This is a genomic window from Streptomyces sp. NBC_01433 (genome assembly GCF_026340105.1).
In the GTDB taxonomy this organism is placed as follows: Bacteria; Actinomycetota; Actinomycetes; order Streptomycetales; family Streptomycetaceae; genus Streptomyces.
Map to the genome: position 1 here is coordinate 2,075,631 of NZ_JAPEPM010000002.1, position 25,113 is coordinate 2,100,743.

Sequence of the window (25,113 nt, forward strand, 5' to 3'; positions counted from 1 at the left end):
GTGGACCGCCGAACTGTCACCGCGCTGTGAACATCGTTACAAGTTTATTTCTTGCCCGGAACCTTTGAGATTCGGATTACTCCGGCAATATTCTCGCCCTGGCACGGTCCACGTCGTCAACGATCCGGAGGCTTGGATGCCGCATACCGATACGGACCGCGGGCGGCACGGGACCATCCGGGTCCTGGCCCTCGGCTGCCGTTCGCTGTTCACCGCCGGCCTCGCCACGGCCCTGGGCCGGACACCCGGTCTGGAGATCCTGCCGGCGGACGACGGGCCGGCGGACTGTCCCGACGTGGCGCTGCTGGAGGACGTCCCGGCTGTTCCGGTGGCCGATGCGGTCGCCGATCTGGTACATCGGTTCCCGCAGGGGTCCGGCGCCCGCGGACCGAAGATCATCGTCGTGATGCGGGACCCCGGGATCGACCGGATCTTCGCCTACCTCCAGGCGGACGTCCGGGGCTTCGTCTGCCACGACGCCCCGCTGGACGAACTCGTCACCGCAGTGAGGGTGGTTTTCCGGAATGAAGCATTCCTGCCGCACGGCATAGCACTCCAAGTCATCGACGGCATTCTCCCCTACCTCCCGAAGCCCGCTTCGGAAATCTGGCCGCACATGGAGACACTCACCGGACGGGAGCGGGAGATATTCGCCCTGATGGCCTCCGGGGATTCAAATGCGGAGATTGCCGACGTCTTCTCCCTGAGCCAGAAGACCGTCAAATTCCATGTGTCCAACATCCTCCGAAAACTCGGAATGAAAAACCGTATACAGGCAGTCGCCCGTGCCAGCGGAACCCACCGCGCCACGGTCTGAACAGAGAGGGTCCTCCATGTCCGTCCACGCGACCGCACCCATCCCCGAGTCCGCATCCGCCCACACCTCCGCACCCGTCCCCGCCCACGCCTCCGCACCCGTTCCCGCCGCCCGGGAGGCCCGCGCCGCGCTCGACGCCTTCCTCGACGCCCTCAACAGCCGCTCCGTGCCCGACTGGGCGAAGACCCTCCACTATCCGCACGTCCGGGTCCACGACGGCGCGGTCACCGTCTGGGAGACGCCCGAGATCTACATCGAGAACTCGACGCCCGAGGTGGGGCAGTTGCTGGCGACCGGCTGGGACCGCAGCGGCTGGGAACGGGTCGACCTGATCCAGACGTCCCCCGATCAGGTGCACGCCCAGGTCAGGTTCGCCCGCTACGACAGCGAGGACAAGCCGCTCGGCTCCTTCGAGTCGCTCTACGTCCTCACCCGGCAGGACGGCCGCTGGGGCGTCCTGGCCCGGATCGGCTTCACTGACTGAGCGCGACCCGCTACAGGGGGATCGCGCCGAGCGCGGCGCCGATCCGTTCGGCGAGGACGTGTTCGCCCTCGGCGGTGGGATGGAGGCCGTCGGCGTAGAGACGCGCGGCGTCCGCGACGGGGGCGAGCGCGAGCCCGTCCACCGGGTGGAGTGCGGGGTCCCCCAGGCGCTGGAGGACCCGCACCGCCTCCTCGGTGATCGCGCGGGTGTCCTCCAGCGTCAGCCCGGCGCTGTTGACGGCCTTCTCACGGTCGGGCGACGACAGCGGGGTGAGCACGACGACGGGCGTGTCCGGATGGCCGTCGCGGATCGTGTCGATGAAGCCGCAGACGGCCGGGCCCCAGCTCCGCGCGGTGAACGCCCCCCGGATGTAGGCGTTGATGCCCAGCTCCAGCGTGATCACCTCGGCCGGCGCGTCCCGGACCGCCCGCGCGACGACCGGGTCGAGGTACGCCTCCCCGGCGAACCCCAGGTTGCGCAGCCGCCACCCCCGGCCCGCCGCGACCAGGGCGGGCCAGGTCTCGGAGGGCCCCGCCGCGTACATGCACTGGGTGAGTGAACTCCCGTACGCGACCCAGCGGGGCCCTCCGCGGTCCGCCGCCCGCAGGGACCGGTGACCGCGGAAGGAGACGGCGCCGATCCGGGTGATGCCCAGGTGCGGGAGCCAGACCTCGACCTCGGCCGGGCCCGGCCCCGCGGCGGGCAGCGGGAACGTGACCCGCTGCCTGCCGGGGCCACCGGTCCATCGGTGGACCAGGGTGCCGTCGACCCGGATGTCCAGCGGCGAGCCGCCGGGATCGTTCTCCACGTCCAGCGTGAGATCGGCGGCGTCGGTACGGACCGCGAAACGTACTCCCGCGGTGGTCAGCGCGATCCGGGAGAAGTTGGCCGACATCGCCGTGGCGAGCCGCTCCACCGGCATCCGCAGGGGCAGCCGGCGGCCGGAGTCACCGCTCCAGCCGCCGATGCCGTCCCAGGACAGGCGCGGATCGTCGGGGGCGAGCGTTTCCGCCCCCGTGTCCGTGGTGCGGGTGGTACCGGCGCCGGTGGTCATGCGCGGTCGCCCTCCAGCACGGCGGGGCTGCCACCCTCACCCGTGACGGCGCCCTCGCCCGAACCAACAGCCTGGTCCGTATCAACAGCCTGGTCCGTATCAACAGCCTTGTCCGTAAAGGCAGTCGCACCCCCATCACCGGCGTCCTCTTCCGTGGCCGCCGCTCCGCCACCGGCGCTCCTGGCCGGACCGAGACCCAGTGCGGCGGCCAGCGCGCCGACTAGCGAGAAGATGCCCACGGCCAGGAAGGCGTGGTGGTACGAGGTGAGTCCGCCGTCCGCTCCGCCGGAGGCCAGCACGGCCGCCGCCACGGCGACGCCGAGGCCACCGCCGAGTTGCAGCGCCGACTGGATCAGCGAGGTCGCGAGGCCCTGCTGCTCGTCGGCGACGCCGCTGACACCGGCGATGTTGAAGCTCGGGAAGCTCAGGCCGTTGCCGATGCCGTGCAGGACGAGCGCGGGCAGCAGGACCGCGACGTAACTGCTGTGCTCACCCGCCCGCAGGAACAGCAGGATGCCCAGCCCCTGGAGCAGCAGACCGACGACGGCCGGAACCCGCAGGCCCCAGCGGTTGATGATGCGCGGGGTCAGGTTCACGGTGACGAGGATCGCCGCGGCCATCGGGACGATCGCCGTCCCGGCGCCCAGGGCGTTGTAGCCGAGGACCTGCTGGAGGTAGAGCAGGGCGACGAACTGCCAGCCGATCGTGGCGCAGGCCCAGGTCAGGCCGATGATGTTGGCCGTCGACAGGGTGCGCGAGCGGAAGATGGAGAGCTGGACCAGCGGCTCGCTGCGGCGGCTCTGGATGACCACGAACGCGACGAGCAGTGCCACCGCCGCGACCAGGGACAGTACGGTCACCGCCGAGCCCCAGCCCACCTCGGGGGCGCGGGTGAGCGCGAAGACCAGGAGCAGCACACCGCTGGTCGCGGTCAGCGCTCCGAAGGCGTCGAATCCGGGACGGTCGCCGGTACGGGGCTCGTCGGGGGACACCGCGTACCGGACGGCCGCGAAGACCAGGGCGGCGATGACGAAGGGGACGAAGAACGTGAGCCGCCAGTTCAGCTGGGTGAGCACACCCGAGAGCACGAGCCCGGCCGCGTAGCCGCTGGCGCCGGTGAGGGAGAAGATGCCCACCGCCCGGTTGCGCTCGGGGCCTTCCTTGAACGTCGTCATGATGATCGACAGGGCTGCCGGGGCGATGAACGCCGCCGCGATTCCCTTGATGACCCGGCTGACGATCAACAGCCCGCCGTCCGAGACGAATCCGCCCGCCAGGCTGGCCACGGCGAACACCGCGGTGCCCCAGAAGAACATCCGGCGCCTGCCGAACAGGTCGGCGGCCCGGCCGCCGAGCAGCAGGAAACCTCCGTACGCGACCGCGTAGCCGGAGATGATCCATTGCAGTTCTTCCGGGCTCAGCCCCAGGTCGTCCTTCAGTTCGGGCAGGGCCACGCCCATCAACGAGACGTCCATGGAGTCCAGGAACAGCTGCGCGCAGAGCACAAGGAGGGCAAGTCCCTTGCGGGCGCCCAGTGTTCCGGATGGACGCGAGGCCGACTGTGGGTCCGACATCGTTTGCCGCCATTCGATCCGGCAGACAACTGTCTGCTAGCCGATTATTTTCCACGAACGTAGCAGCCATACCGTCTGGCAGCAAACAATCTTGACGGAACGCAAGCTGTTCGACCTTGTGGGCGAACGGAGGCATCCCTATGCTTCGATTGTTGACGAACTATAAAAGTTCACGGTGTCCCACATCCGGAGCGCACATGCCCACGGCACCACCCCGGTCCGACGACCGGTCACGTCTTCCCTCACTCACCGGACTGCGCTTCGTCGCCGTCCTCCTCGTCTTCGCCTTCCACGCCTCACTGGAGTCGCCCTTCGCCGATGACGGGATCAACAGGGCGTACGCGGACGTGGTGGCGAACGCGGGCTGGCTGGGGGTCAGCTTCTTCTTCGTCCTCAGCGGATTCGTCCTCACCTGGTCGTCCCGAAAGGAGGACACGGCACCCCGCTTCTGGCGGCGCCGCGCCGCGAAGGTCTATCCGCTGCACCTGCTGACCTGGGGCGCGGCCCTGCTTCTGCTCGCCTCGGCGGGCACACCGGCCGAAGCCCGCGCGGCGGTCCCCAACTTCTTCCTCGTCCAGACCTGGGTTCCCGACCGTGACGTCTTCTCCAGCCTCAACGACGTCAGCTGGTCGCTCTCCTGCGAGGTGTTCTTCTACCTCGCCTTTCCCTTTCTGATCCGCGCCGTCCTGCGGATCAGGCCCGAACGGCTGTGGCTCTGGGCGGCCGGCACCGCCGTGGCCGTACCCACCCTGCCGTGGCTCTCCGAACTGCTGCCGGCCGGTGAGGCACTCCCCTTCGGCACGGGTTCGCAGGAGCAGTTCTGGTTCGTCTACGTCCTCCCGGTCGGCCGGGCCCTGGAGTTCGGCTTCGGCATCCTCCTCGCCCGCATGCTGCTGACCGGCCGCCGCATCACCGTCGGAGTGCCGACTGCCGTGATCCTGCTGGCCATCGGTTACGCGGTCTCCCTGCGGCTCCCCTTCCTCCACGGGCTGACCAGCGCGACGGTCGTCCCGATCGGCCTGCTCGTCGTGGCGGTCGCCCGCGCCGACACCGGCGGGCGCCGCTCGTTCCTGGCGAGCCCGCTCCTGATCCGGCTCGGCGAGTGGTCCTTCGCCTTCTACCTCACGCACCGGCTGCTGCTCCAGCACGGTCACCGGCTGCTCGGGGAGGGGCGGACCTGGTCCACCCCGGCGGCCCTGGCCCTGCTCGTCGCCGCGTTCGCGCTGTCCCTGGCGCTCTCCTGGGCGCTGCACGTCCTGGTGGAACGGCCCGCGATGAGGCTCCTGGGACGGTCGGGATCCGGCCCGGCCGCCCCACCCGCCCCACCGACCGCTCCGCCGCCCGCCACCCCCGCGCCCGCCCTCTCCGGCGGCAGCCCGCCCTCCTGATCCCGAGCCGACCGGGCGCCACGGAGAACCGCCCCGCAGACCGCCCCGCCCCCCACACACAGACCGACCCCACAGACCGACCCCACAGGCCGACCCGACCCGCAGCAGAGAGGCAGTCCCCGTGACCGACCAGCCCCTGACCCTGCCCCAATATCCCTTCCCCGTGAGGCCGTTCGCCGAGCCGCCGCAGGAGTACGAGGAACTGCGCGCCAAGTGCCCCGTCACCCGGGTCCAGTTGCCCAGCGGGGACACCGCCCTGATGGTCACGGGCTACGACGAGGTCGTGGCCGCCATGGCCGACCGCAGGCTCTCCCGCGCGGCCCTGCGCGAACCGGGAGCCGTGCGTACGGTCAAGGGCGAGGACTTCTCCGACAACCCCTACAACCTCCTCAACCAGGAGGGCGAGGACCACGCCAGGCTGCGCCGGCTCATCGCGCCCGCCTTCACCCCGCGCAAGGCGGAGAAGTGGCGGGCCAGGGTCGAGGAGATCGCCCATGAGCTCATCGACCGGCTGGAGGCTGGCCCGCGCCCCGCCGATCTGCACCACGACTTCGCCGCCGTCCTGCCCGTCTGGGTCATCTGCGAGATGGTCGGGGCACCCGTCGAGGACCGTGAACGCCTCCAGGAGTGGACGGACCGGCTGGTCAGCATCACCGCCCACACCCCCGAGGAACGTCTCGCCGCGCGCTCCGAGTCGGCCGCCTACGTCGCCGGACTGATCGCCCGGCGCCGGGAAGCGCCCAGCGACGACCTGCTCAGCGCCCTGATCACCGCCCGCGACGACAACGACCGCCTCGGCGAGCGGGAGCTGGTCTGGCTCGGCATCAACCTGCTGGTGGCCGGGCACGACACGACGGTCAGCGCCATCGTCCGCGCGCTCTACCAGCTGCTGCGCCACCCCGACCAGTGGCGCCTGCTGAGCGAGAACCCGGACCTGGTGCCCGGGGCCACCGAGGAACTGCTGCGCTACGCACCGCCGTCGGAGATCGGCTTCATGCGCATCGCGACCGAGGAACTGGAACTCGCGGGCACCACGATCGCGCCCGGCGAGGGCGTCATTCCGGTGATGCACGCGGCGGGCCGCGACACCCGCCATGTCTCGCGCCCCGACGAACTGGACATCACCCGCACCGACGCGGTGCACGCGGCGTTCGGTCATGGCACCCACTACTGCCCCGGCGTCGGGGTGGCCCGGATGGAGCTCCAGGTGGCCTTCGGGGTCCTGGCCAAGAGGCTGCCCTCGCTGCGGCTCGCCGTCCCCGCCGAGGACGTGGAATGGCTGGGCGGACTGCTGACCCTGCGGCCGAAGTCCCTGCCCGTGGAGTGGTGACAGGACCCCGCACCCGGCCGAGCCGGACGGGCTGAGGGGTCTGCCACACACGGGAGCGCCGGACGGGCCGAGGTCAGCCTGTCCGGCGCTCCTTCGTGCTGCGGCGGGGTCAGGTCAGGCTCCGGACTCCTTGATGCCCCACGCGGTGAAGACCGCCAGGGAGAGGTCCTGGAACCCCGGGTCGGCCAGCTCCGCGTAGGCGGCGGCGAAGTCGTCGTCCGTGGCCAGTCCTTCGGCGACGACCGCCTCCCGGGTCTGCTCCAGGGTCAGCTGCCACCAGCGGGCCTCGTCGTCGCCGCCCTTGATCTGCTGGAACCGCGCGTCGTAGCCGATCTTGGCCAGGCCCTTGCCCTCGAACGGTACGGGGAAGGTGCGCGCCCACTCCGTATCCGTACCGACCGCGCTCTCCAGGTGGGCGCGGAAGGCGCGCATCACCTTCTGGTACGCCGGGTGCGGGGAGTCCTTGATCGGGAAGAACGCGGGCTCCTCCAGCACCAGCACACCGCCGGGCGCCAGCCATTCGACAAGCCTGGCCAGCGCCTTCTCGGGGTCGGGCAGATGGATCACGACGTACCGGGCGTGAATGAAGTCGAAGGAGCCGGGCGGGAAGTCCTCGGTGTAGACGTCGTGGCGCAGCACCCGGACCCCCTCCTCGCCGAGCTCGTCGAGGAAGGTCGTGTCGAGGTCGGTGACGGTCACCTCGGCGCCGCGGCCGGCGAGCCAGCGGGCGACGGATCCACCACCGCCGCCGACCTCCAGCACGCGGTGGCCGGTGGTCAGGCCGAGGCTTTCGAAGCGGGCGCGGGTGTGGTGGTCGAGTACGGACTCCAGGAGGCTCAGCCGTTCACGTTCGGTGGCGACGGCATGGCTGAAGACGCCATCCCGGTAGCGCTCCTGGTTCCATTCCCAGCGTTCGGCGGTCGTGGTGGCATCGGGGGCGGGCGAGGTGCTCATACCTGGGTCTCCTTGACGTCGGGACGTGTGCGGGACGAGGACGGGACGGTCCGGTGGTCGGTGGTGAGCGGCAGGCGGATCAGCGGCAAGCGGTTCGGCTGCGGGCGGTTCACAGGAAGGCGGATCAGCGGCAGGCGGATCGGCTGCGGGCGGATCACAGGAAGGCCAGCACCCTGGCCGGTCCGCCGGTGCCGCCCGCGTGGCGGGGAGCTCCGACGACGGCGACGGCGCCGACGTCGGGCACGGTGTCCAGGCCCGCCAGGCACTCGACGCCGTACTTGCCCGCGGGGAGCAGCACCCGGTGGGTGTACGGGTCGGCGGGGCGGGAGCCGGGGTCCAGGCTGGGCGAGTCGGTACCCACGCCGACCACGGAACGCTCCTCGACAAGGAAGGCGGCGGCTTCCACGGAGATCCCCGGGAAGCGGTAGAGCCCTTCCTTCTCGTCGAAGTTCAGGAAGGCGCCGGGGGTGTTGATGCGTACGGCCCAGTCGTTGTCCACGGCGAGGAGGGCACGGTCGGGGATCCTGCCGTTGCGGCTCTCCCAGGCGAGGAGGTCGTCCACGGTCAGCTCGGTGACATGGTCGCGGGCCGCGCGCTCCCCGACCCGGACGACGGCGAGCGGAGCCACGAGGGTCTCCACCGGAATCCGTTCGACGGACAGACCGTCGTCGTCGAAGTGGAGGGGCGCGTCGATGTGGGTGCCGATGTGCTCGTTGTACGTGAGCTCCAGGGCGTTGTACTCGTGCTCGGCGAGGTTGGCCAGCGGCCTGATCTCCATCGGCCGGACGTAGAGGTCGAAGACCGGCCAGTCGGGGCCGACGACATGGGTGAGGTCACGGACCGTGCCGGTGGGCAGCGTCACCCGCGGAGCCGCGGGGGCGTTCTGCCGTGCCCCGTCGGGGCTCTGCCCGGAGGGGCGGCCGGATTCCGGCGGAACCGAGGCGGCGATGGTCTGGGGGTTGCACATGGAGAACCTTCCGTTCCGTCGGCTTCCGGGAGTCGACGCTAGACTGGGGAGGGAAAACGTTCTGGGGATGGACAATCTGGAATGCGCCCGGATGGCCCGCCGTCCAGGACCACAGGAGGAACCGCCATGACCGCCACGCAGCCTTCCCGCCTCGCTTCGCCCAGCCGGCAGCCGGAGGACGGGGGACGGGGTCAGTACTTCTCCAAGCTGGCGCAGGAGCGTCCGGACATCGCGATGTGCCGTGCGACCACGCTGGTGGCCCGGACGATCGACGAGGAGCTGTCCGGCCACCACCTCACCGTGGCCCAGCACCTCGTACTGAAAATGCTGAACGATGTCGGCCCCTGTTCGCAGCAGGAGCTGAGCGAGCAGCTGCGGATCGACCGGAGCGTGATGGTCGGCTGTATCGACGGCCTGGAGGACTCCGGCCTGGTCCGGCGTGAGCGGCACCCCCGGGATCGCCGGGCCTATGCCGTGACGCTGACACCTGAGGCGGGACCGGCGCTCGAAGAGGCGGAGAACGGTGTCCCGCACCTGCTCGACCGGGCGTTCGAGGCTCTGACCGCTGCCGAGCGCAGGACCCTGGCCCGCCTGGTGGGCAAGATCCTCGACGTGAACTGACCCGCCGGACGGCCGCCCGTCCGCAGGGGCGCCACCGCCGCCGGGCGTCCGGCCCGTCAGTCGACGATGGCCTGGTTGACGAGCTGCCTGAGCCGCCCGTGCAGCGGGTGGGCGCTGGAGGGCATCAGCTGGGTGAAGAACAGCGCGGTGAGCCGCTCCTTCGGGTCGACCCAGAAGACCGTTCCTGCGGCGCTGTGCCACCCGTACTCCCCCGGACCCGCCACGACACCGGCTTGCGCAGGGTCCTCGACCACGGCGAATCCGAGCCCGAAGCCGACTCCGGCGGTCGGCATCTCGGAGAAGACGGGGCGCCCGACGCTCTGGAGATCGGCACCACCGGGCAGGTGGTTGCGCAGCATGTGGCGCAGGGTGCGCGGCCCGAGGACGCGCTGCCCTTCGAAGATCCCCTCCCCCAGCAGCATCTGCGTGAAGCGGTGGTAGTCCGCGAGGGTCGTCACCAGTCCGGCGCTGCCGGAGAGCGCGGCGGGCCGGTGCAGTGCCCCGGCCCCGAGTCCGTCGTTACGGACGGCCCGGCCGGTGGCGGGGTCGGCGGTGTAGAACGCGGCGAGCCGGTCGGCCTTCTCCGGCGGTACGAAGAAGCCCGTGTCCTCCATCCCCAGAGGTTCCAGGATGCGCCGGGCGAAGAAGTCCTCCAGGCTCCGGCCCGAGGCGACTTCGACGACCCTGCCGAGTACGTCGCTGGACACCCCGTAGTTCCAGGCGCTGCCCGGTTCGAAGAGCAGGGGGAAGGTGGCCCACTGCTCACAGCAGGCGGCGAGGTCGAGGCCGGGCGGGGTGGCCCATTCGTAGCCGTTCTTCGTGTAGATCTCGTCCACGGGGTGGGCGCGGTGGAAGCCGTAGGTGAGTCCGGAGGTGTGGCTCAGCAGATGGCGTACGCGGATGGGTTCGGCGGCGGGCACGGTCACCGGCCGGTCCACCGGGCCCCGCTGGTAGACGCGTACGTCGGCGAAGGCGGGGATGTACCGGGAGACCGGGTCCTGGAGTCCGATCGCGCCTTCCTCGACCAGGATCATGGCGGCCACCGAGGTGACCGGTTTGGTCATCGACCAGGCCCGGTAGAGGGTGTCCCCGTGGGACGGGAGGCCGTTCTCCACGTCCCGTGAGCCGTATTCGGCGAGATGGGCGACGCGGCCGTTCCGGGTCACGGCGAGCTGCCAGCCGGGCAGCCGTCCGTCGTCCACGTAGGCGGACAGATAGTCGTCGATCCGGCGGAGACGGTCGGGACTCAGCCCTACCTCCGCCGGGTCCACCTCGGTCTTGATGCGGGACACTTCGCCTCCTGACGAGCCGGGCCCGGCGACTGAGCCGGACCTGGCTGGTTTGAAAGTTCGCAATAAATAGAACTATAGAATCAACCGCGTCACCCAACAAGAGCCGCAGCCACCTTGAGCCAGGGGCACCGTCAGGTCCACGAGCAGCCGCCGCGCCAGGGCACCGTCAGGTCCACGAACAGCCGCTGCCTCAGGGCACCTTCGGACCGCGCACATCGTCTGGCCGCGCACCCCTTCGGGCCGAGCACACCGTCAGTCCACCGGGGCCAGCGCCCGCAGCGCCGACAGCATCCCGTCCGGCCCGGCGCCGAACTCCGGGGCAGGGAGCACCGCGAGCAAGGGAGTGGTCACCCCGGCATCGGCATAGCGGGCCACCTGCTCCCGGCACTCGCCGGGCTTGCCGTGCACCAGCAGGGCATCCACGAGCGCGTCGGGCACCGCCTCGCAGGCACCCCGGAAGTCCCCGCGAGCCCACGCGCGACGGGAGGCGGCCAACTCCTCGTCGCGCCCCAGCCAGCCGTGGAACGCCGAGTACGTACGCGCGTTGAGGATCGGCCCCAGCATCGCCCGGCCTCGCGCCCGCGCGTACGCGGTGTCCGAGGTCGGACAGACGAAGAGCCGGGCGACCACTTCCTTGCCGGCCCCTTCCGGACCCATCGCCGCCAGCACCGGCCGGACATCCTCCACCGCGAGGAAGTTGGTGACGAGACCGTCCGCCTCCCGGGCCGCCAGGCGCAGCATCTGCGGCCGCAGCGCCCCGATCAGCACGGGCGGCACGGGATCGGGGCGCAGGGCGGGCCGGTAGTCCTCGATGGTGAACGAGTCGAAGACGCCCCGCACCGACTTCCCCGCCAGTGCCGCCTTCAAGAACCGTACGGTGTCCCGGACATGGCGATAGGGGTGCTCGAAGGGGATGCCGTTGATGCGCGTGACGAACGGCGGGCCCGACGAGCCGACCCCCACGGCGACCCGCCCCGGCGCCGCCTCGGCCAGTGTCGCCACCGTCATGGCCAGCAGGGCGGGCCCCCTGGTCTGCACGGGAACCACGGCCGTACCCACCCGCAACGACGGCGCCCAGGCCGCCGCGAGAGCCAGCGGCGTGAAGCCGTCGTACCCGGCCGCCTCCCCCGTCCAGGCATCGGTGTAGCCGAGATCGGGCAGCTCCTCGACGATCCGCCGATGGCCCGACAGCGGCACGGAATTGAGCGGGATCGTCACTCCATGACGCTTCATGTCTTCCTCTCGCCCCACACTTCGTCAATCATCGGGAGCCTGCGGGGAATCCACTGATGATTCGAGTGTTCTATGTTCATCGAAGTATCGAGGGAGGGGCGGGGCGTGTCAACGGCACCCCACCAACCGCGTACACACGGCCGCGCCCGGCCGAACCGGCCGGACTGGTGAGACCTGCCGGAACGGTCAGACCTGCCGGAACGGTCAGACCTGCCGGAACGGTCAGACCGCAGGCCCGCACGCGAGAAACAGCGGCAGCAGCGGGGCGAGAACCGACGCGGCCACGATTCCGAGCCACGTCACCCGGTGGGGTTCCGGCTGCGGAGCGAGGACCCGCCGCAGCCGGATCAGCGCTCCCGCGCCCCCCGCACCCGCCGCACCGAGCGCGGCGCGAGGGGCTTGGCCACCGGCGACCTCGCACATCGCGGCGGCCAGCACCTCCCGGGGGTGGGAGCGCAGGGCCCGGTCGTCCGCGGCCATCTCCAGCAGGAGAGCCGTCTGTTCCTTGGCGTGCCGGGCGAGGGGCAGCCCGGGGAAGGCGAGCGCGAACGCCTCCGTCTCCATGTGCAGCAGATGATGGCGGCCCACGAGGTGACCGCGCTCATGCTCCAGCACGGCGCGCAGCTGCTCTTCCGAGAGCACGTCCAGCGCGCCCCGGGTGACCACCACGCGGCAGGAGCGTCCCGGCAGGCAGTAGACGGCCGGGACGCCGTGCTCCACGACGGTGGCGCCGTACTCGGGAGCCGGACGGCCGACCAGGGTGAGCAGATCGAGGTGACGGCGACGGGCACGGCGGGTCCGCGCCACCGTGCGGACGAGCCAGGCCGAGGGGAGCAGCACGATCGCCGCCGGGGCCAACAGAGCGGCAGCGGCGCCGAAAGGCGAGGAGTCGCCGGTCAGGGCGGTCGTGGCGGTCGTGGCGGTTGGGGCGGTCGGGGCGTCAGGAGCGAGTCCGCACGCGCTCAGCAACCCGAGGAAACCGTCGTGCACATGGTGTTCGCGGACGACCAGGTGATAGACCGCCAGGGCGGTGGAGACGACGAACGTCACCATCAGCCCCTGCCAGGCCAGGACCCCGACCGCCGGAGCCCGGTGGGGCCACCGCGCCCGCGACAGAACGGCCGGCGCCACGACTCCGGCCAGGAGGGCGTATCCGGCCAGCGCCACGGCCGCGGTCATCCGTCGGCCCGCCTCTTGGCCGTACGCAGAGCGGCGCGCAGGGCGTCGGCCTCGTCGGGCGACATCTGCTCCACGAAGCTCAGCAGCGCGCCCGCGGGGTCGGGATTACTGCCGAGGGCCTGCTGCATCAGGGCCGCGGTGTACTGCTGGCGCGTGCAGGTGGGCTCGTAGATCCAGGCCCGCCCCTCCTTCTCGCGCCGCAGCATGCCCTTGCCGTAGAGGATGTCGGCGACGGTCTTGACCGTGCTGTAGGCGATGGGGCGCTTCTTGTTGAGGTCGGTCAGGACATCACGGGCGGTCGCGGGCCGCCCCCAGGCCCACAGGCGGTGCATGATCTCCGCCTCCAGCTCACCCAGCTGCCGCACGAACGCTCCCCTCGCCCTCCGGAAGCGCGCCGTCCGGGCTTCGGTGTCCGCTCATCGTAGTCTCGCCGCCGCCACGGCCGGAGCCTGCCGCCCACCGGACCGCACCCCGACGCGCGCACGGTGCACACACCTCCCCGCCCACCCAGTCAGCCAAGCAACTTAGTAGTATCTCGACGGCCGGGAGACAGACCGATACCTTGTCGCGCCATCAGGAAGCGATATACGGCGCCGTCGACACCCGACCACACTTGGAAACCAAGTGCTAACACGCTTAGTATTTTAATGGCTTCCGGGAACTCCGGATCCGGCGAACCCGCTACCTCGCCGGGAGCCGTCCGTATCCGCAGCACAGCCGTATCCGCAGCACAGCGCCGTACCGCACCGCATCCGCCGCCCCGGCTGCGGCAGGGAGGCAGCCGAGGAAGAAGGAGTTGGCCCCATCGTGGCGTCCCACCGCCGTCCCAAGCCGCCCCACCAGGCGTACACGAGCGTGCTGACGGCCACCGCCGCCGCGGCCGTCGCCCTCTCGGCACAGCCCGCGTCGGCCGATCCACTGCCGGACCCGAACAAGAAGGGCGTCCAGGCACAGGTCGATCGCCTCTACGAGGAGGCCACGCAGACGACGGAGAAGTACAACGGCGCGAAGGAGAAGGCCGACACCCTCCAGAAGCAGGTCGCCGACCTCCAGGACACGGCGGCCCGCAAACAGGAGGCACTCAACACCTTGCGCGACCGGGTCGGCACGATAGCCGCCGCTCAGTACCGCGGCGGCGGAATAACCCCCTCCGTTCAGTTGATGCTCTCGTCCGACCCCGATGCCTATCTGGATCAGGCATCCCTCATGGACCGGCTGAGTGACCGTCAGATCAGCGTTCTCCGGGCGTACGAGAGCAGGCAGCGCGTCCTGCGGCAGCAGCGCACCCAGGCAGCGGAGAAGCTCGGGGACCTGGAGAACGTACGCGCCGAGATGGGGCGCCAGAAGAAGGAGATCCAGGGCAAGCTCACCAAGGCCCAGCAGCTCCTCAACACCCTTACCGCCGAGGAGCGGGCCAAGGTCGCCGCCAAGGAGGAGCGCGCCAACCGCGACAGCGACCGCGCCGTCCTGGGAAACGAGGCCAGCGCCTCCGGACGTACCTCCTCGGCCTTCGCGGCCGCCAAGAGCCGCGTCGGCATGCCGTACGTGTGGGGCGCGACCGGGCCCGGCTCGTTCGACTGTTCGGGCCTGACCTCCTGGGCCTTCAAGCAGGCCGGCGTCTCCATACCCCGCACCTCGCAGGCCCAGGCGAACGCGGGAACCCGCATCGACTCACTGAGCGCCCTCAAGCCCGGCGACCTCATCATCATGCGCACCGACCTGAGCCATGTCGGCTTCTACGCCGGCAACGGCCAGATCCTTCACGCACCCAAACCGGGCGCCCAGGTCCGCTACGAATCGATCGCGCGCAGTGGCATGCCGTTCATGTGGGGTGTGCGCTTCTGACCCTCGATGCGACCGCGTCGAGGGCATCGAGCGTGCCGAGGGCGCCGCACCACGTACGCGGTGCGGCGCGCTCGTTCAGGCGCGTGCGCGAGCCGGTCCTGACGCCTCCTCGGCGCGGACGGGGTCGCCGGTGGCGTACTCGACGTACTCGCGTTCAAGCCGGAAACCGGCCCGCCAGGCGAGCAGGCGGCCGTGGCGGTCGTCGCGGGAACGGGTCCAGGTGGGGATACGTCCACGGGCGGCGATGTCCGCGCAGAGCGCCGTGACACAGGCGAGCGCGAGGTGCTGCCGCCGGTCGGGATGCGAGAGGACGGCCACGTCCTCGTAACGGCTGCCCAGGACGTACGTAGACGCCACCGCGAGCAACCGGCCCCGGTGAAAGGCGCCCCAGGCGACCCCGGACGCGGCCAGCGAGTAAGGGCCTCCCCAGGTCGAGTGGACGCGCCGCGCGGCACCGCCGAGTCCGGCCAACGCCATCGCGTCCTCCGCCACGAGCCGCCGTACGGCCACTCCGCGCGGTGGGCGTGCCGGAAGCGCGGAGGCGTGGTGGACGTAGTCCATCCGCTCCCCCGGGTCGAGGCACGTGAAGGCCGTGCTCAGGACCGGCAGGAAGCGGGCGGGGGCCTGGACGCACAGGGAGGCCAGCGGGGCGAGCGCCGTCGGAGCGAGCGCCCGCGGGTCGCCGCGCAGCAGCGCGTGGTTGCCGGACGAGACGGCCACGACCCGCGGGTCGACGGCCCGGTCGGCCCACCAGCGCCCGCTGCCCGTGGCGCGCACATGCTCGGCGAGGGCCGCGACGCCCGGTGCTCCGACGGGGAACCAGTGGGCGAGGTCGGGCAGACGGGCGGGCTGGAGTTCGATCATGTGAGCCACCTCGGGGGCGGGAGAGAGGAAGGGGGACAGGGGCGGGGCTGGCAGCACCCCAGTCCGGGAACGTGCTTCGGCCCGGGCGGGACAGGCTTCGGCCCAGGCGGGACGGGCCTCAGCCAAGACCGGGGACGGCGGAGACCAGAGCGTCGATGAGCTTGATACCGACGAACGGCAGGATGAGGCCGCCCAGCCCGTACACGGCGAGGTTGCGGCGCAGCAGGTCGTGCGCCGAGGCGGGCCGGTAGCGGACTCCGCGCAGGGCGAGCGGGATCAGCGCGATGATGATCAGCGCGTTGAAGATGATCGCCGCGGTGATGGCCGAGGTCGGACTGTGCAGGCCCATGACGTTCAGCGCCTCCAGATCCGGGTACGCAGACGCGAACATGGCCGGGATGATCGCGAAGTACTTCGCGACGTCATTGGTGATGGAGAACGTGGTGAGTGCGCCACGGGTGATCAGGAGCTGCTTGCCGATCTCCACGATCTCGATCAGCTTGGTCGGATTGGAGTCCAGGTCCACCATGTTCCCGGCCTCCTTCGCGGCCGAGGTACCGGTGTTCATCGCCACACCGACATCCGCCTGAGCCAGAGCCGGAGCATCGTTCGTCCCGTCACCCGTCATCGCGACCAGCTTGCCCCCCGCCTGCTCCCGCTTGATCAGAGCCATCTTGTCCTCGGGCGTCGCCTCGGCGAGATATTCGTCCACACCTGCCTCGGCCGCGACCGCCCGCGCGGTCAGCTCGTTGTCCCCGGTCACCATGACCGTGCGGATGCCCATGCTCCGCAGCTCCGCGAAGCGCTCCCGGATCCCCTCCTTGACCACGTCCTTGAGGCGGATGATCCCGAGGACGCGGGGACCGTCCCAGTCATGGACGGCGACCAGCAGAGGCGTCGCCCCGGAGGCGGACACGGACGCGGACCATTCCGCGGCCTCGGGCGGCACTGTGCCGCCGCGCATCGTCACCCAGTCGGCCACTTGCGCCGCCGCACCCTTGCGGATGGCACAGCCCGCGCCGTTGTCCCAGGTCAGGTTGACGCCGCTCATCCGGGTGCGGGCGCTGAACTCGACAAACCTCGGGTTGCTCAACTCGCCTTCGCCCGGCGGCCGAAGACCGTGCCGCTGGGCCAGGGCCACCACGGACCGGCCTTCCGGGGTCCCGTCGGAGAGGGAGGACAGCTGGGCGGCGTCCGCCAGTTTCAGCGACTCGATGCCCGGCAGCGGGATGAAGTCGGTCGCCTCACGGTTGCCGAGGGTGATGGTGCCCGTCTTGTCGAGCAGCAGCGTGTCCACGTCTCCGGCCGCCTCCACCGCGCGGCCGCTCATCGCGATGACGTTCCGCCGGACCAGCCGGTCCATGCCCGCGATGCCGATCGCCGAGAGCAGAGCACCGATGGTGGTCGGGATGAGCGTGACGAGAAGGGCGACCAGGACCGTGGTGGACTGCGCGGCTCCGGCGTATCCGGCCATCGGCTGCAGGCTGACGACCACCAGGATGAAGATGACGGTCAGGGCTGCCAGCAGGATGTTGAGGGCGATCTCGTTCGGGGTCTTCTGCCGGGAGGCACCCTCGACCAGGGCGATCATGCGGTCGATGAAGCTGTGCCCGGGGTGCGAGGTGACCCGTACGACGATCGAGTCCGACAGGACGGTCGTACCGCCGGTGACGCCGGAACGGTCCCCGCCCGACTCCCGGAGCACCGGCGCCGATTCGCCCGTGACGGCGGATTCGTCCACCATGGCGGCTCCGTCGACCACATCGCCGTCGGCGGGGATCGACTGACCCGCCTCGACGACCACGAAGTCGAAGGGCCGCAGCTCGCCGGGAGTCACCGCCTCCGTCTCCGCGCGGCGCAGATTCATCCCGTACGTCCAGTGATCCAGCCGCAGCGCGACGGTTTCTGTGCGCGCCCTGCGCAGGGACTCCGCCTGGGCCCGGCCGCGCCCCTCGGCGACCGCCTCCGCGAAGTTGGCGAAGATCACCGTCAGCCAGAGCCAGACGCTGATCACCCAGGTGAAGACGGACGGGTGGACGAGTGCCGACGCGGTGGTGAGTACGGAGCCGACGGCGACGACGAACAGGACGGGCTTTCCGGCCAGGGCGCGCGGATGGAGCTTTCGTACAGCCTCCACGGCCGAGGCCGCGAGCCGCTCGGTCTCCAGCGGGTTCGCCGGGCGGACGCGGGTGCGGGGCGGCCGGACGTCCGGGGTGCCCGGGGCGTGCGGAGGGGCCCCGGGGTTCGAGGGGACGTGCCGGGTGGCGGCGGGAGGCATGGCGGAACCTTCTGCTGGGTTCGGGCAGGGCAACCACGGCCCGGTCCGGGTGAATGCCCTGACGGGCGAGGTGAGTTGGCGTCCCCCTGACGAGACGCACAGGATCGTCGGACCGCCGTCGGGACGTCGGCACGCGCCCGTCGGAACGTGGCGCGCACCCCGACGGCACCACGGGCCGACGCCACCACGGGCCGACGGGACCACGGGCCTTCGGGACCACGGGCCTTCGGGACCACGGGTCGGCATCAGTCAGGGAGTGACGCGGAATCGGAGCCGGCAGATCACGGCGTCGGTGTCGCGGCGCACGGCATGGGCGACGACGGCGCCGCGCTGATTCTGCAGCAGCCGCTCCCAGAGCCTGGCCGGTTCGGTCTCGGGAATGAGGACGGTCACCTGGGCGCCGGGGTGCGACCGGGCGAGCTCCCCCACATACGCGGACACCGGGCGCCCGAGCGAGCGGGTGGGGGCCTCGATCTCGATCAGCTCGACGCCCGGGTTCCACAACTCCCAGTCACGGCGCAGCGCTTCGGCCGCCTTCCGGTCCTCCGGGGCGGGGTGGGTGACCGTGACGGCGAGGACCTCCTCGCCGAGGGAACGGGCGGCGGACAGGGCACGGCAGGTCAGCTTCGACAGTCCGGAGACGGGCACGACGACGACCGAGTGCTCCTGTCGCGGCGGCTGCGGGATGCGGCCCAGTTCCAGGCGGGCACCGATCCGGGCGTAACTGCGGTGGATCCTCTCGAAGCCGAGGACCAGCAGCGGCAGGGCGAGGACGATCAGCCAGGCGCCCTCGGTGAACTTGGTGGCGGTGACGACGACCGCCGAGACACCGGTGAGCAGGGCACCCAGGGCGTTGAGGGCGGCCTTGGCCCGCCAGCGTGCGGGGCGTTGCTCGTACCAGTGCCGGACCATCCCGACCTGGCAGATCGTGAAGCCGACGAACACACCGATCGCGAAGAGCGGTACGAGGGTGTTGGTGTCGCCGCCCGAGAAGGCCAGCAGGGCGGCGGAAACGGCCGCCAGGGCGAGGACCCCGTGCCGGTGCACCTGACGGTCGGCCTTGAGGGCGAAGACGTGCGGCAGGTAGTTGTCCCTGGCCAGCAGGCTCATCAGGACGGGCAGCCCGCCGAAGGAGGTGTTCGCGGCCAGCGCCAGCAGCACCATGGTGGCGAACTGGACGACGTAGAAAGCGATGTTGTGTCCGAAGGACGCGTCCGCGAGCTGGGCGAGTACGGTCACGCCCTCGACCGGCTGGAGATGGAAGCGTCCGATCAGCACGGAGAGCCCGATCAGCATGACCCCGAGGAGTACGCCGAGCGCCACCTCGGTGCGCTGGGCGCGGCGGGCGGCGGGGGCCCGGAAGGACGGCACGGCGTTGGCCACCGCCTCGACACCGGTCAGCGCCGAGCAGCCGGCCGCGAAGGCCTTCAGGAGCAGCAACGCACCGACGGCGGTGGCCCCTTCGCCCAGCGCGGAGGCATGGCCGTCGGCGGAGGCGGTGCTCACCGGGCCGTCCCGGAAGAGCCCCACCGCGATCATCGCGAGGATCGAGCCGACGAAGAGGGCGGTCGGCACGAGGAACGCCTTGGCCGAGTCGACGACGCCCCGCAGGTTCACGGCGGTGACGAGCACCAGGACGGCCAGGCAGATCCAGACCCGCTCCCCGTACAGCTGCGGGAAGGCCGAGGTCAGGGCGGCGACGCCCGCGGTGACCGACACGGCGACGTTGAGGACGTAGTCGAGGATCAGGGAGCCGGCGGCGACCAGGCTGGTGCGCCGGCCGAGGTGCTTCCTGGCAACGGCGTACGAGCCGCCACCGTCCGGGAAAGCGGCGATGACCTGCCGGTACGAGGCGACCAGTACGGCCAGCAGCGCGGCGATCGCGAGCGTGACGGGAAGCGTGAAGCCCATTCCGTACGCCCCGGCCGCGGCCAGGACGAGCACGATCGACTCGGGCCCGTAGGCCACGGACGCCATCGCGTCGAGGGACAGGGCGGAGAGCCCCTGGAGCGCGGTCAGCCGGTGCCGGTCCCCGGCCGCGGGCTTCGGTGCGCCGGTGTCGGGAGGCTCCTCCTTGCTCGGGCCGTGCCCTGCCGTGCTCGGTCTACCCATGTCGATGGACATTTTCGCTCGTTCCTCCGTCGGACCAACTGAGGACAGCGTGGGAACAGCACAGCCCGATGACGAGCACTCCTGGCGGCTTCCATACGGCCGCGGCCCCAGTCTTCACACACTCCTGACGCCGATGGCCGGAGAGGGGCGGGTAGCCGGGTGCCCGTCCGCAGCGGACACCGACGGCCGGGATCCGGGATCCGGGATCCGGGATCCGGGATCCGGGATCCGGGATCCGGGATCCGGGATCAACAGCCGCCCACGCAAGACGCTCGGCTGGGATACCCCAGCCGAGCGTCTACGTGATCTACTCACCGTCTAAAGCCAAGCGGTGTTGCGACGGCCCCTTGAACCTAAGCTCCGGCGGGGGCTTTGCTTCTTCTGTGGGACCGGCCTCCCCGCCGGTACGCCACAGACTTTCGGGAGGCGCGTCTCAGGCGCGCGTGGGGAGACGCGCCTGCCCCTCCCTGCCCAGCAGCCTACGTGGCGGGGGCACGGAATCCATCACTCGAACGGGTGGCGAATCAGGGCGCTTCCCGTGGGGATGTGGCCTAGGCGATGAAAACGGCCCCCCGATCTCATCGATCGGAGGGCCGCTTACGTGCTCTCACCTGCTGTTTACCACTGTGCCCCTGGCAGGATTCGAACCTGCGACACCCGCTTTAGGAGTGGGATCGAATCCTTGCCGGGGGGTGCCTGAGCATGCCGTGTGGCGCTGTCCGGCCTGGTCAGCGCCACGCGGCTTCGTACTCGGTCCTGCTCGTGACGCCTTGTGCCGGACCGTCCGCTCACGCATCGCTCACGCATGTCAGGAGTGGGGGCTCACTGCATGGGCACGGTCGAGGGGGGGGCCTGGCCGACGCCGGGGCCCGCAGGAACGGCGCGGCAGCCCTAACCTTGAATCGCATCCAGGGGTTCATAATGAGCCTTTTCCATCTTGATCAGGTGGCGAGTTCGAGGGCGACGACGGCTCGGACGGCGGCGGTGATCCGGGTGGTGCTGCAGCGAAGTTTCCGCAGGAGCCGCCAGGACTTGAGGATGGCCATGGCGCGTTCGCCGAGGCTGCGGATCTTGGCGTGATCGCGGTTGTGACGTCGGCGCCAGCCGCGCAGGTGCTTGCCACGGATCGGGACACGGATCGCAGGGCCGGCACCCTGATACGCCTTGTCGGCCCAGCACTTGATGTCGTCTGCGGCGAGGGCGGCGGGAATGCCGTGGACCCGCGCCGCGGTCAGGTCGTGTGTGGCTCCCGGCAGTGCGTCCGAAGCCCAGATCAGGCGTCCGGCGGGATCGGCGAGGACTTGCACGTTCATCCCGTGATGCTTCTTCTTCCCCGAGTAGTACGGCCGGTCGGCGGCGATGCGGTCGATCGGCAGTACGGTGCCGCCAAGGATCACGTACGCCTTCTTGCGGACGGTCGTCATGGCCTGTTCCAGCGTGGGCGCGAGAGCGGCCAGGAGGTCGACGGCCTCGCGTATGTAGCGGTAGGCCGTGGCGATCCCGATGCGGAAGCCTGCGGCGAGACGGGCGTAGGTGTCGCCGCAGCGTAGGTGGGCCAGGACGAGCATGGCCTGTCCGCCGCAGGTCAGGCGCCGCCAGCGTGAACCGATCCGACGGCGGTGACCTGCGAGAAGACCGGAGAGATGCCGCAGAGTGCGGCTGGACAGATCGATGCCGGACGGGTAGACAAGCACGCGAAGGCTCCTGGCGGACTGGTGATCTTGGTCGTGAACCCGTCTACCAGGAGCTTTCTTCATGCCCGCCGCCGGGGCTGCCGGCCCAACCACCCGTCAGGTTGGAAGAGGTTCAATCTGGCGCCGTTGCCAACCGCGGCCACAGTTATCGACGGCGCAGCTCGACGATCGCCCGAGCTCCGTATACGAGGAGCAGCACGGCCACTGCTTCGTCTGCCCCTTGTCGACCGTTGTTTACCGCCCCCACTGGCACGTCGTGGAACGGGCTTCCCTTGCGCTTGCCGTGAGCTGGTCGAGGCTCTCGTGCAGTTCCGCGATCTCCGTCAGCTCGGATCTCGTCGCCTTCGCAAAGCGGGGCGGAGCCTTAAGGGCCTTGTCGTGTAGAGCGGCACCTTCTCCAGTCAGCCGCACCAGGACGGAGCGCTCGTCCGGCGTGCTTCGCTCACGCCGGCCCAGACCGACGCCTTCCAGCTGCTTGACCAGCGGGGTGAGCGAGCCCGACGGCTCAACCTGTCGGACGACCGCCTGCACTCTGGACGTGTCCGCGTCATCTTTGGCGCCGCCTCGTCGTTGCTGGGTTATCCGGCGGTAGCGGTATGGGCTCGTTTGGGGCGCATACCGCTACCGCTGATTTCTTTTAGCCAATCCATGAAGGGCAGGCCGCAGGGGGCACGCAGCACCTATGCTTTGCCGATGGATGCAGAGATTTATCCTCCACAGACGGTAGCCAGAGTCAAGCACGTAAGCGAAGATCAAACCACGGCATTCCTTGAGTTGCGTAACGGCAATATCGCAACATGTACCTCCCCTGAAGGGTTTAATCTAAATCGGGGGGACATCGTATTTATAGATGTCGAGAATAGCGACATCAACTTTGCTCCTAATGAACTCTGGGACGAGGACCCCTGGGTGGGCGTTGTCCGCTTGCTGCTGCCAGGGCAAGTTGTCATCGATATCGGCGGCCGCCTCAAGGTTCTAGACGAGCCACTCGACGTGGACTTGAGAGAGGGGAACACGGTAAAAGGACTTGAATCGCGAGGAATCGTGGAGGTGATCTCAGAAGACCCTGTTCGTTATATCGACCTCCCTGCCGTCGATAGCGTCACGGTGGAGCAATTCAAGATTTCGCCCGATGGGGCGCTTACTTTTGACGACTTTGGCGGCTATTCTGAGATCATAAATAGGGCGAAAGAGCTAATCGAAATTCCTCTTGAGCATCATGACGCCTTGAAAAAAATCGGTGCCCGCCCAATCAAAGGGGTTCTATTTACTGGCCCGCCTGGCACCGGGAAGACAATGCTTGCCAAGATTATCGCGAACCGCGCGAATGCGGAGTTCTATGAGATTAGTGGACCAGAAGTCCTCAGTAAATGGTATGGGCAGAGCGAAGAGCTTATTCGCAAGATTTTTGAGGATGCTGCAACTCAGGAAAGAGCCATCGTCTTCTTCGATGAGATGGACAGTCTCGCGTCACAACGTAGCGAAGACACGCATGAAGCCTCACGTCGGATCGTGGGGCAGCTCCTATCTGCTATGGATGGGTTTACTGCTGATACTAATGTTGTTGTCATTGCAACGACTAACCGCCCGCAGGATCTAGATGCTGCTTTGCGTCGTCCTGGAAGGTTCGACTGGGAGATCAACTTCCCGATGCCTAGCCTGGAGGATCGTCGGCAGATCCTTGAGGCTTCCGCTAAACGCCTGAATAAGGGGCAGGACCTACCGCATCCTTATATTGCCGAAAAAACTGCTGGCTGGTCCCCGGCGGAGCTTTCCGCAATTTGGAGTGAAGCCGCATTGTTGGCCGTAGCGGAATCCAGAGACGCAATTTTTGCGGATGACTACATCTGTGGATATGAGCGGGTTGCATTGCATCGGATTAATTTGAGCAAGAGTCCTGGGCGGCAAGAAAGGGCGAATGATGTTTACTCGGATTAGGCAGTGGTTTCAGAATCGCAGGAGACGTGCCGGGCTTCACAGGTCGGGCCCAGTTCTTCGTGAATTTGTATATCTAGACGAAGTTAGTGTGACGAGCCTTCTTTCGTCCCGCCTTGGTGCATTGCCGAGCGAATACAGTGAAACTCTGTCCAACTCCATTAAGTCTGAAGTGAATAGCGGAGTCGACGTCGACGCCAAGGTTGTCAAGTCCAAGCTTGGGTCACGATTTGAAGCCACTCAGAGTAAAGATTCGCAGGTTCTGCGAAAGGCAACCATTCAGGCCACATTTAAGGATCTGCATGCCTACGAGAAGAGCGTAAATACGAGAATGATTAGGCCAGAGGTTGCCCTGGGGCAACCGCCCACTTGGTCGAAGATGGCCGCCGAGATGTCCGCTCGGCCAGCCAGCTACATGACCCAGCCTTGGGTACTTGACCAAGATAGACTAACCCGTGGGGAACTTGTTGAAGTGAAGGTGAAACTGCGAGCGGACCCGACGTATCGCGTGAGTTCCATAATCTCCACTATGGCAGATCTGGTTAGCAATCCACATTTGGCTGCTTCGATCAATCCTGAGGACATGGAGGAGGCGCAGGCTCTCAACGGTATTCTTGAGGGGCTTATGGCGGGCCTTGTACCACTCAAGTGTGAAGTGGTCGACTATGCAGTTTTCACGCTTGCCGGCGTTGAGTATGTTATCCATAAAAAAATGGAATCAGGCCTCGCTGACGATGTGAGGAGCACGCGGAAATCTCTTTTTTTGGTAGGAGTTACCGAACAGTCTCTTTATTGGAAAGATATCCGGCGGGTTCTGTTTTCTGATGCGTCAGTGTCGGCCCTCTGTAGAATCGGTGTTACGGGAATCCAGTTGCGATGGACTCCCATCAAACTCGCCGATGTTCTGAAAGAGATTCTTCCAGAATTGGGCAATGAGATTGATAGGTTCAGTTCTGGTGCTTTGAGTGCTCTGGCTGAGGACAGATCTTCCGAAGAGCTCACGGATATAAGAGTGCGCGTACTAATTTTGTACGGGGAGCTGATCGCCGGGCGATGCGGAATTACCCTCGACGAAGATGCGAGGGGTCGGATTGAAGTGCTGGCTCACGAAAACAGCGGACTATTGATTTCTTTCACTGATAGCCGCAGGGCATTTCGCCTTATTGTCCAGGAGTTGGAAAATCGATTTTCTGTTTCAGTCGATTCTGATGACGCTGTGAGAGAAAGGAGTCATGCCTGGCAGCTCATCGGAGCGACTCCTGGTGGCGCTGTCACACTGCATACCTCGCCGACGTCAGAACCATCAGCACATACGACAGCCGATGAGAGGTACCTTGACTCGGAGTTTGTTGCCATCTATTGGTAGTGAGGGATGAAGCTCTCGCTGGCCAAATCCAGCTTGGTGGAGCGTGTCCTGCCCAGTTCGGGGGCGAGCGTGATCAGGGGGCCGTACGCTCGCTGGCAACCTGGGCATGCTGTGATGCTGCCCGGA

The 25,113-nt window shown here is 68.5% G+C and carries 21 protein-coding genes; 8 read left to right on the plus strand and 13 right to left on the minus strand.

All coding sequences use genetic code 11. The annotated features are described in order from the left end of the window. The first annotated feature begins 136 nt into the window (after positions 1 to 136). Both OG413_RS47005 and OG413_RS36595 read left to right on the plus strand, forming a co-directional pair. Positions 137 to 817, plus strand: a complete 681-nt coding sequence (locus OG413_RS47005; RefSeq protein ID WP_323137974.1) for a response regulator transcription factor — start codon at positions 137 to 139, stop codon at positions 815 to 817. A gap of 16 nt (positions 818 to 833) precedes the next feature. After that, positions 834 to 1,301 (plus strand): hypothetical protein, encoded by a 468-nt coding sequence (locus tag OG413_RS36595; protein ID WP_266813041.1) that lies wholly within the window; start codon positions 834 to 836, stop codon positions 1,299 to 1,301. Between the two features lie 10 nt (positions 1,302 to 1,311). Here OG413_RS36595 and OG413_RS36600 read toward each other — a convergent pair whose 3' ends face one another. Both OG413_RS36600 and OG413_RS36605 read right to left on the minus strand, forming a co-directional pair. After that, a complete protein-coding gene (locus tag OG413_RS36600) occupies positions 1,312 to 2,355 on the minus strand; it encodes a GDSL-type esterase/lipase family protein (protein ID WP_266813043.1) in 1,044 nt (347 codons plus the stop codon). Continuing rightward, positions 2,352 to 3,929, minus strand: a complete 1,578-nt coding sequence (locus OG413_RS36605; RefSeq protein WP_266813045.1) for an MFS transporter — start codon at positions 3,927 to 3,929, stop codon at positions 2,352 to 2,354. Before OG413_RS36605 ends, OG413_RS36600 begins: the two co-directional genes overlap by 4 nt. Positions 3,930 to 4,126: 197 nt before the next feature. Here OG413_RS36605 and OG413_RS36610 point away from each other — a divergent pair, with 197 nt between their 5' ends. Next, positions 4,127 to 5,317, plus strand: a complete 1,191-nt coding sequence (locus OG413_RS36610) for an acyltransferase (protein ID WP_266813047.1) — start codon at positions 4,127 to 4,129, stop codon at positions 5,315 to 5,317. Between the two features lie 121 nt (positions 5,318 to 5,438). Then, positions 5,439 to 6,647: a cytochrome P450 gene (locus OG413_RS36615; protein WP_266813048.1), complete on the plus strand. Its 1,209-nt coding sequence runs from the start codon at positions 5,439 to 5,441 to the stop codon at positions 6,645 to 6,647. A gap of 114 nt (positions 6,648 to 6,761) precedes the next feature. Here OG413_RS36615 and OG413_RS36620 read toward each other — a convergent pair whose 3' ends face one another. The 3 genes from OG413_RS36620 to OG413_RS36630 are packed head-to-tail and all read right to left on the minus strand — an operon-like array spanning position 6,762 to position 8,568. Further along, a complete protein-coding gene (locus tag OG413_RS36620) occupies positions 6,762 to 7,601 on the minus strand; it encodes a class I SAM-dependent methyltransferase (RefSeq protein ID WP_266813050.1) in 840 nt (279 codons plus the stop codon). Next, a complete protein-coding gene (locus OG413_RS36625) occupies positions 7,598 to 7,759 on the minus strand; it encodes a hypothetical protein (RefSeq protein ID WP_266813052.1) in 162 nt (53 codons plus the stop codon). The genes OG413_RS36620 and OG413_RS36625 overlap by 4 nt, the downstream gene beginning before the upstream one ends. Next, positions 7,756 to 8,568, minus strand: coding sequence for a cyclase family protein (locus OG413_RS36630; RefSeq protein ID WP_266813054.1), 813 nt, complete (start codon positions 8,566 to 8,568; stop codon positions 7,756 to 7,758). The genes OG413_RS36625 and OG413_RS36630 overlap by 4 nt, the downstream gene beginning before the upstream one ends. 126 nt (positions 8,569 to 8,694) lie before the next feature. Here OG413_RS36630 and OG413_RS36635 point away from each other — a divergent pair, with 126 nt between their 5' ends. Further along, a complete protein-coding gene (locus OG413_RS36635) occupies positions 8,695 to 9,189 on the plus strand; it encodes a MarR family winged helix-turn-helix transcriptional regulator (RefSeq protein ID WP_073720913.1) in 495 nt (164 codons plus the stop codon). A gap of 56 nt (positions 9,190 to 9,245) precedes the next feature. On the opposite strand, the gene OG413_RS36640 is transcribed toward OG413_RS36635, so the two are convergent. From OG413_RS36640 to OG413_RS36655, 4 genes are all read right to left on the minus strand, one after another. Then, positions 9,246 to 10,481, minus strand: coding sequence for a serine hydrolase (locus tag OG413_RS36640; protein ID WP_266813057.1), 1,236 nt, complete (start codon positions 10,479 to 10,481; stop codon positions 9,246 to 9,248). A 252-nt stretch (positions 10,482 to 10,733) separates the two neighbouring features. Then, positions 10,734 to 11,714, minus strand: a complete 981-nt coding sequence (locus OG413_RS36645) for an LLM class F420-dependent oxidoreductase (protein ID WP_266813059.1) — start codon at positions 11,712 to 11,714, stop codon at positions 10,734 to 10,736. A 222-nt stretch (positions 11,715 to 11,936) separates the two neighbouring features. Further along, positions 11,937 to 12,893: a M56 family metallopeptidase gene (locus tag OG413_RS36650; protein ID WP_266813061.1), complete on the minus strand. Its 957-nt coding sequence runs from the start codon at positions 12,891 to 12,893 to the stop codon at positions 11,937 to 11,939. Beyond that, entirely contained in the window at positions 12,890 to 13,258 is a 369-nt protein-coding gene (locus OG413_RS36655; RefSeq protein ID WP_266813063.1) for a BlaI/MecI/CopY family transcriptional regulator, read from the minus strand. The genes OG413_RS36650 and OG413_RS36655 overlap by 4 nt, the downstream gene beginning before the upstream one ends. 442 nt (positions 13,259 to 13,700) lie before the next feature. Here OG413_RS36655 and OG413_RS36660 point away from each other — a divergent pair, with 442 nt between their 5' ends. After that, positions 13,701 to 14,738 (plus strand): NlpC/P60 family protein, encoded by a 1,038-nt coding sequence (locus OG413_RS36660; protein WP_266813065.1) that lies wholly within the window; start codon positions 13,701 to 13,703, stop codon positions 14,736 to 14,738. Between the two features lie 75 nt (positions 14,739 to 14,813). On the opposite strand, the gene OG413_RS36665 is transcribed toward OG413_RS36660, so the two are convergent. The 4 genes from OG413_RS36665 to OG413_RS36680 form a co-directional block, all read right to left on the minus strand. Next, positions 14,814 to 15,602 (minus strand): GNAT family N-acetyltransferase, encoded by a 789-nt coding sequence (locus tag OG413_RS36665; RefSeq protein ID WP_266813067.1) that lies wholly within the window; start codon positions 15,600 to 15,602, stop codon positions 14,814 to 14,816. A 118-nt stretch (positions 15,603 to 15,720) separates the two neighbouring features. Next, positions 15,721 to 17,880, minus strand: a complete 2,160-nt coding sequence (gene kdpB, locus OG413_RS36670) for a potassium-transporting ATPase subunit KdpB (RefSeq protein WP_266813069.1) — start codon at positions 17,878 to 17,880, stop codon at positions 15,721 to 15,723. A gap of 249 nt (positions 17,881 to 18,129) precedes the next feature. Next, on the minus strand, positions 18,130 to 20,004 hold the full coding sequence (locus OG413_RS36675; RefSeq protein WP_266813071.1) for an APC family permease: 1,875 nt from the start codon (positions 20,002 to 20,004) through the stop codon (positions 18,130 to 18,132). A 929-nt stretch (positions 20,005 to 20,933) separates the two neighbouring features. After that, entirely contained in the window at positions 20,934 to 21,686 is a 753-nt protein-coding gene (locus tag OG413_RS36680; RefSeq protein ID WP_266813073.1) for a transposase family protein, read from the minus strand. Between the two features lie 693 nt (positions 21,687 to 22,379). On the opposite strand from OG413_RS36680, the gene OG413_RS36690 reads away from it, so the two are divergent. Together OG413_RS36690 and OG413_RS36695 are read left to right on the plus strand one after the other, a co-directional pair. Continuing rightward, positions 22,380 to 23,624 carry a 26S protease regulatory subunit gene (locus tag OG413_RS36690; protein WP_266813075.1) on the plus strand — a complete coding sequence of 415 codons (1,245 nt, stop codon included), beginning with the start codon at positions 22,380 to 22,382 and terminating at the stop codon, positions 23,622 to 23,624. A gap of 88 nt (positions 23,625 to 23,712) precedes the next feature. Then, on the plus strand, positions 23,713 to 24,987 hold the full coding sequence (locus OG413_RS36695) for a hypothetical protein (RefSeq protein WP_266813077.1): 1,275 nt from the start codon (positions 23,713 to 23,715) through the stop codon (positions 24,985 to 24,987). Positions 24,988 to 25,113 lie beyond the last annotated feature (126 nt).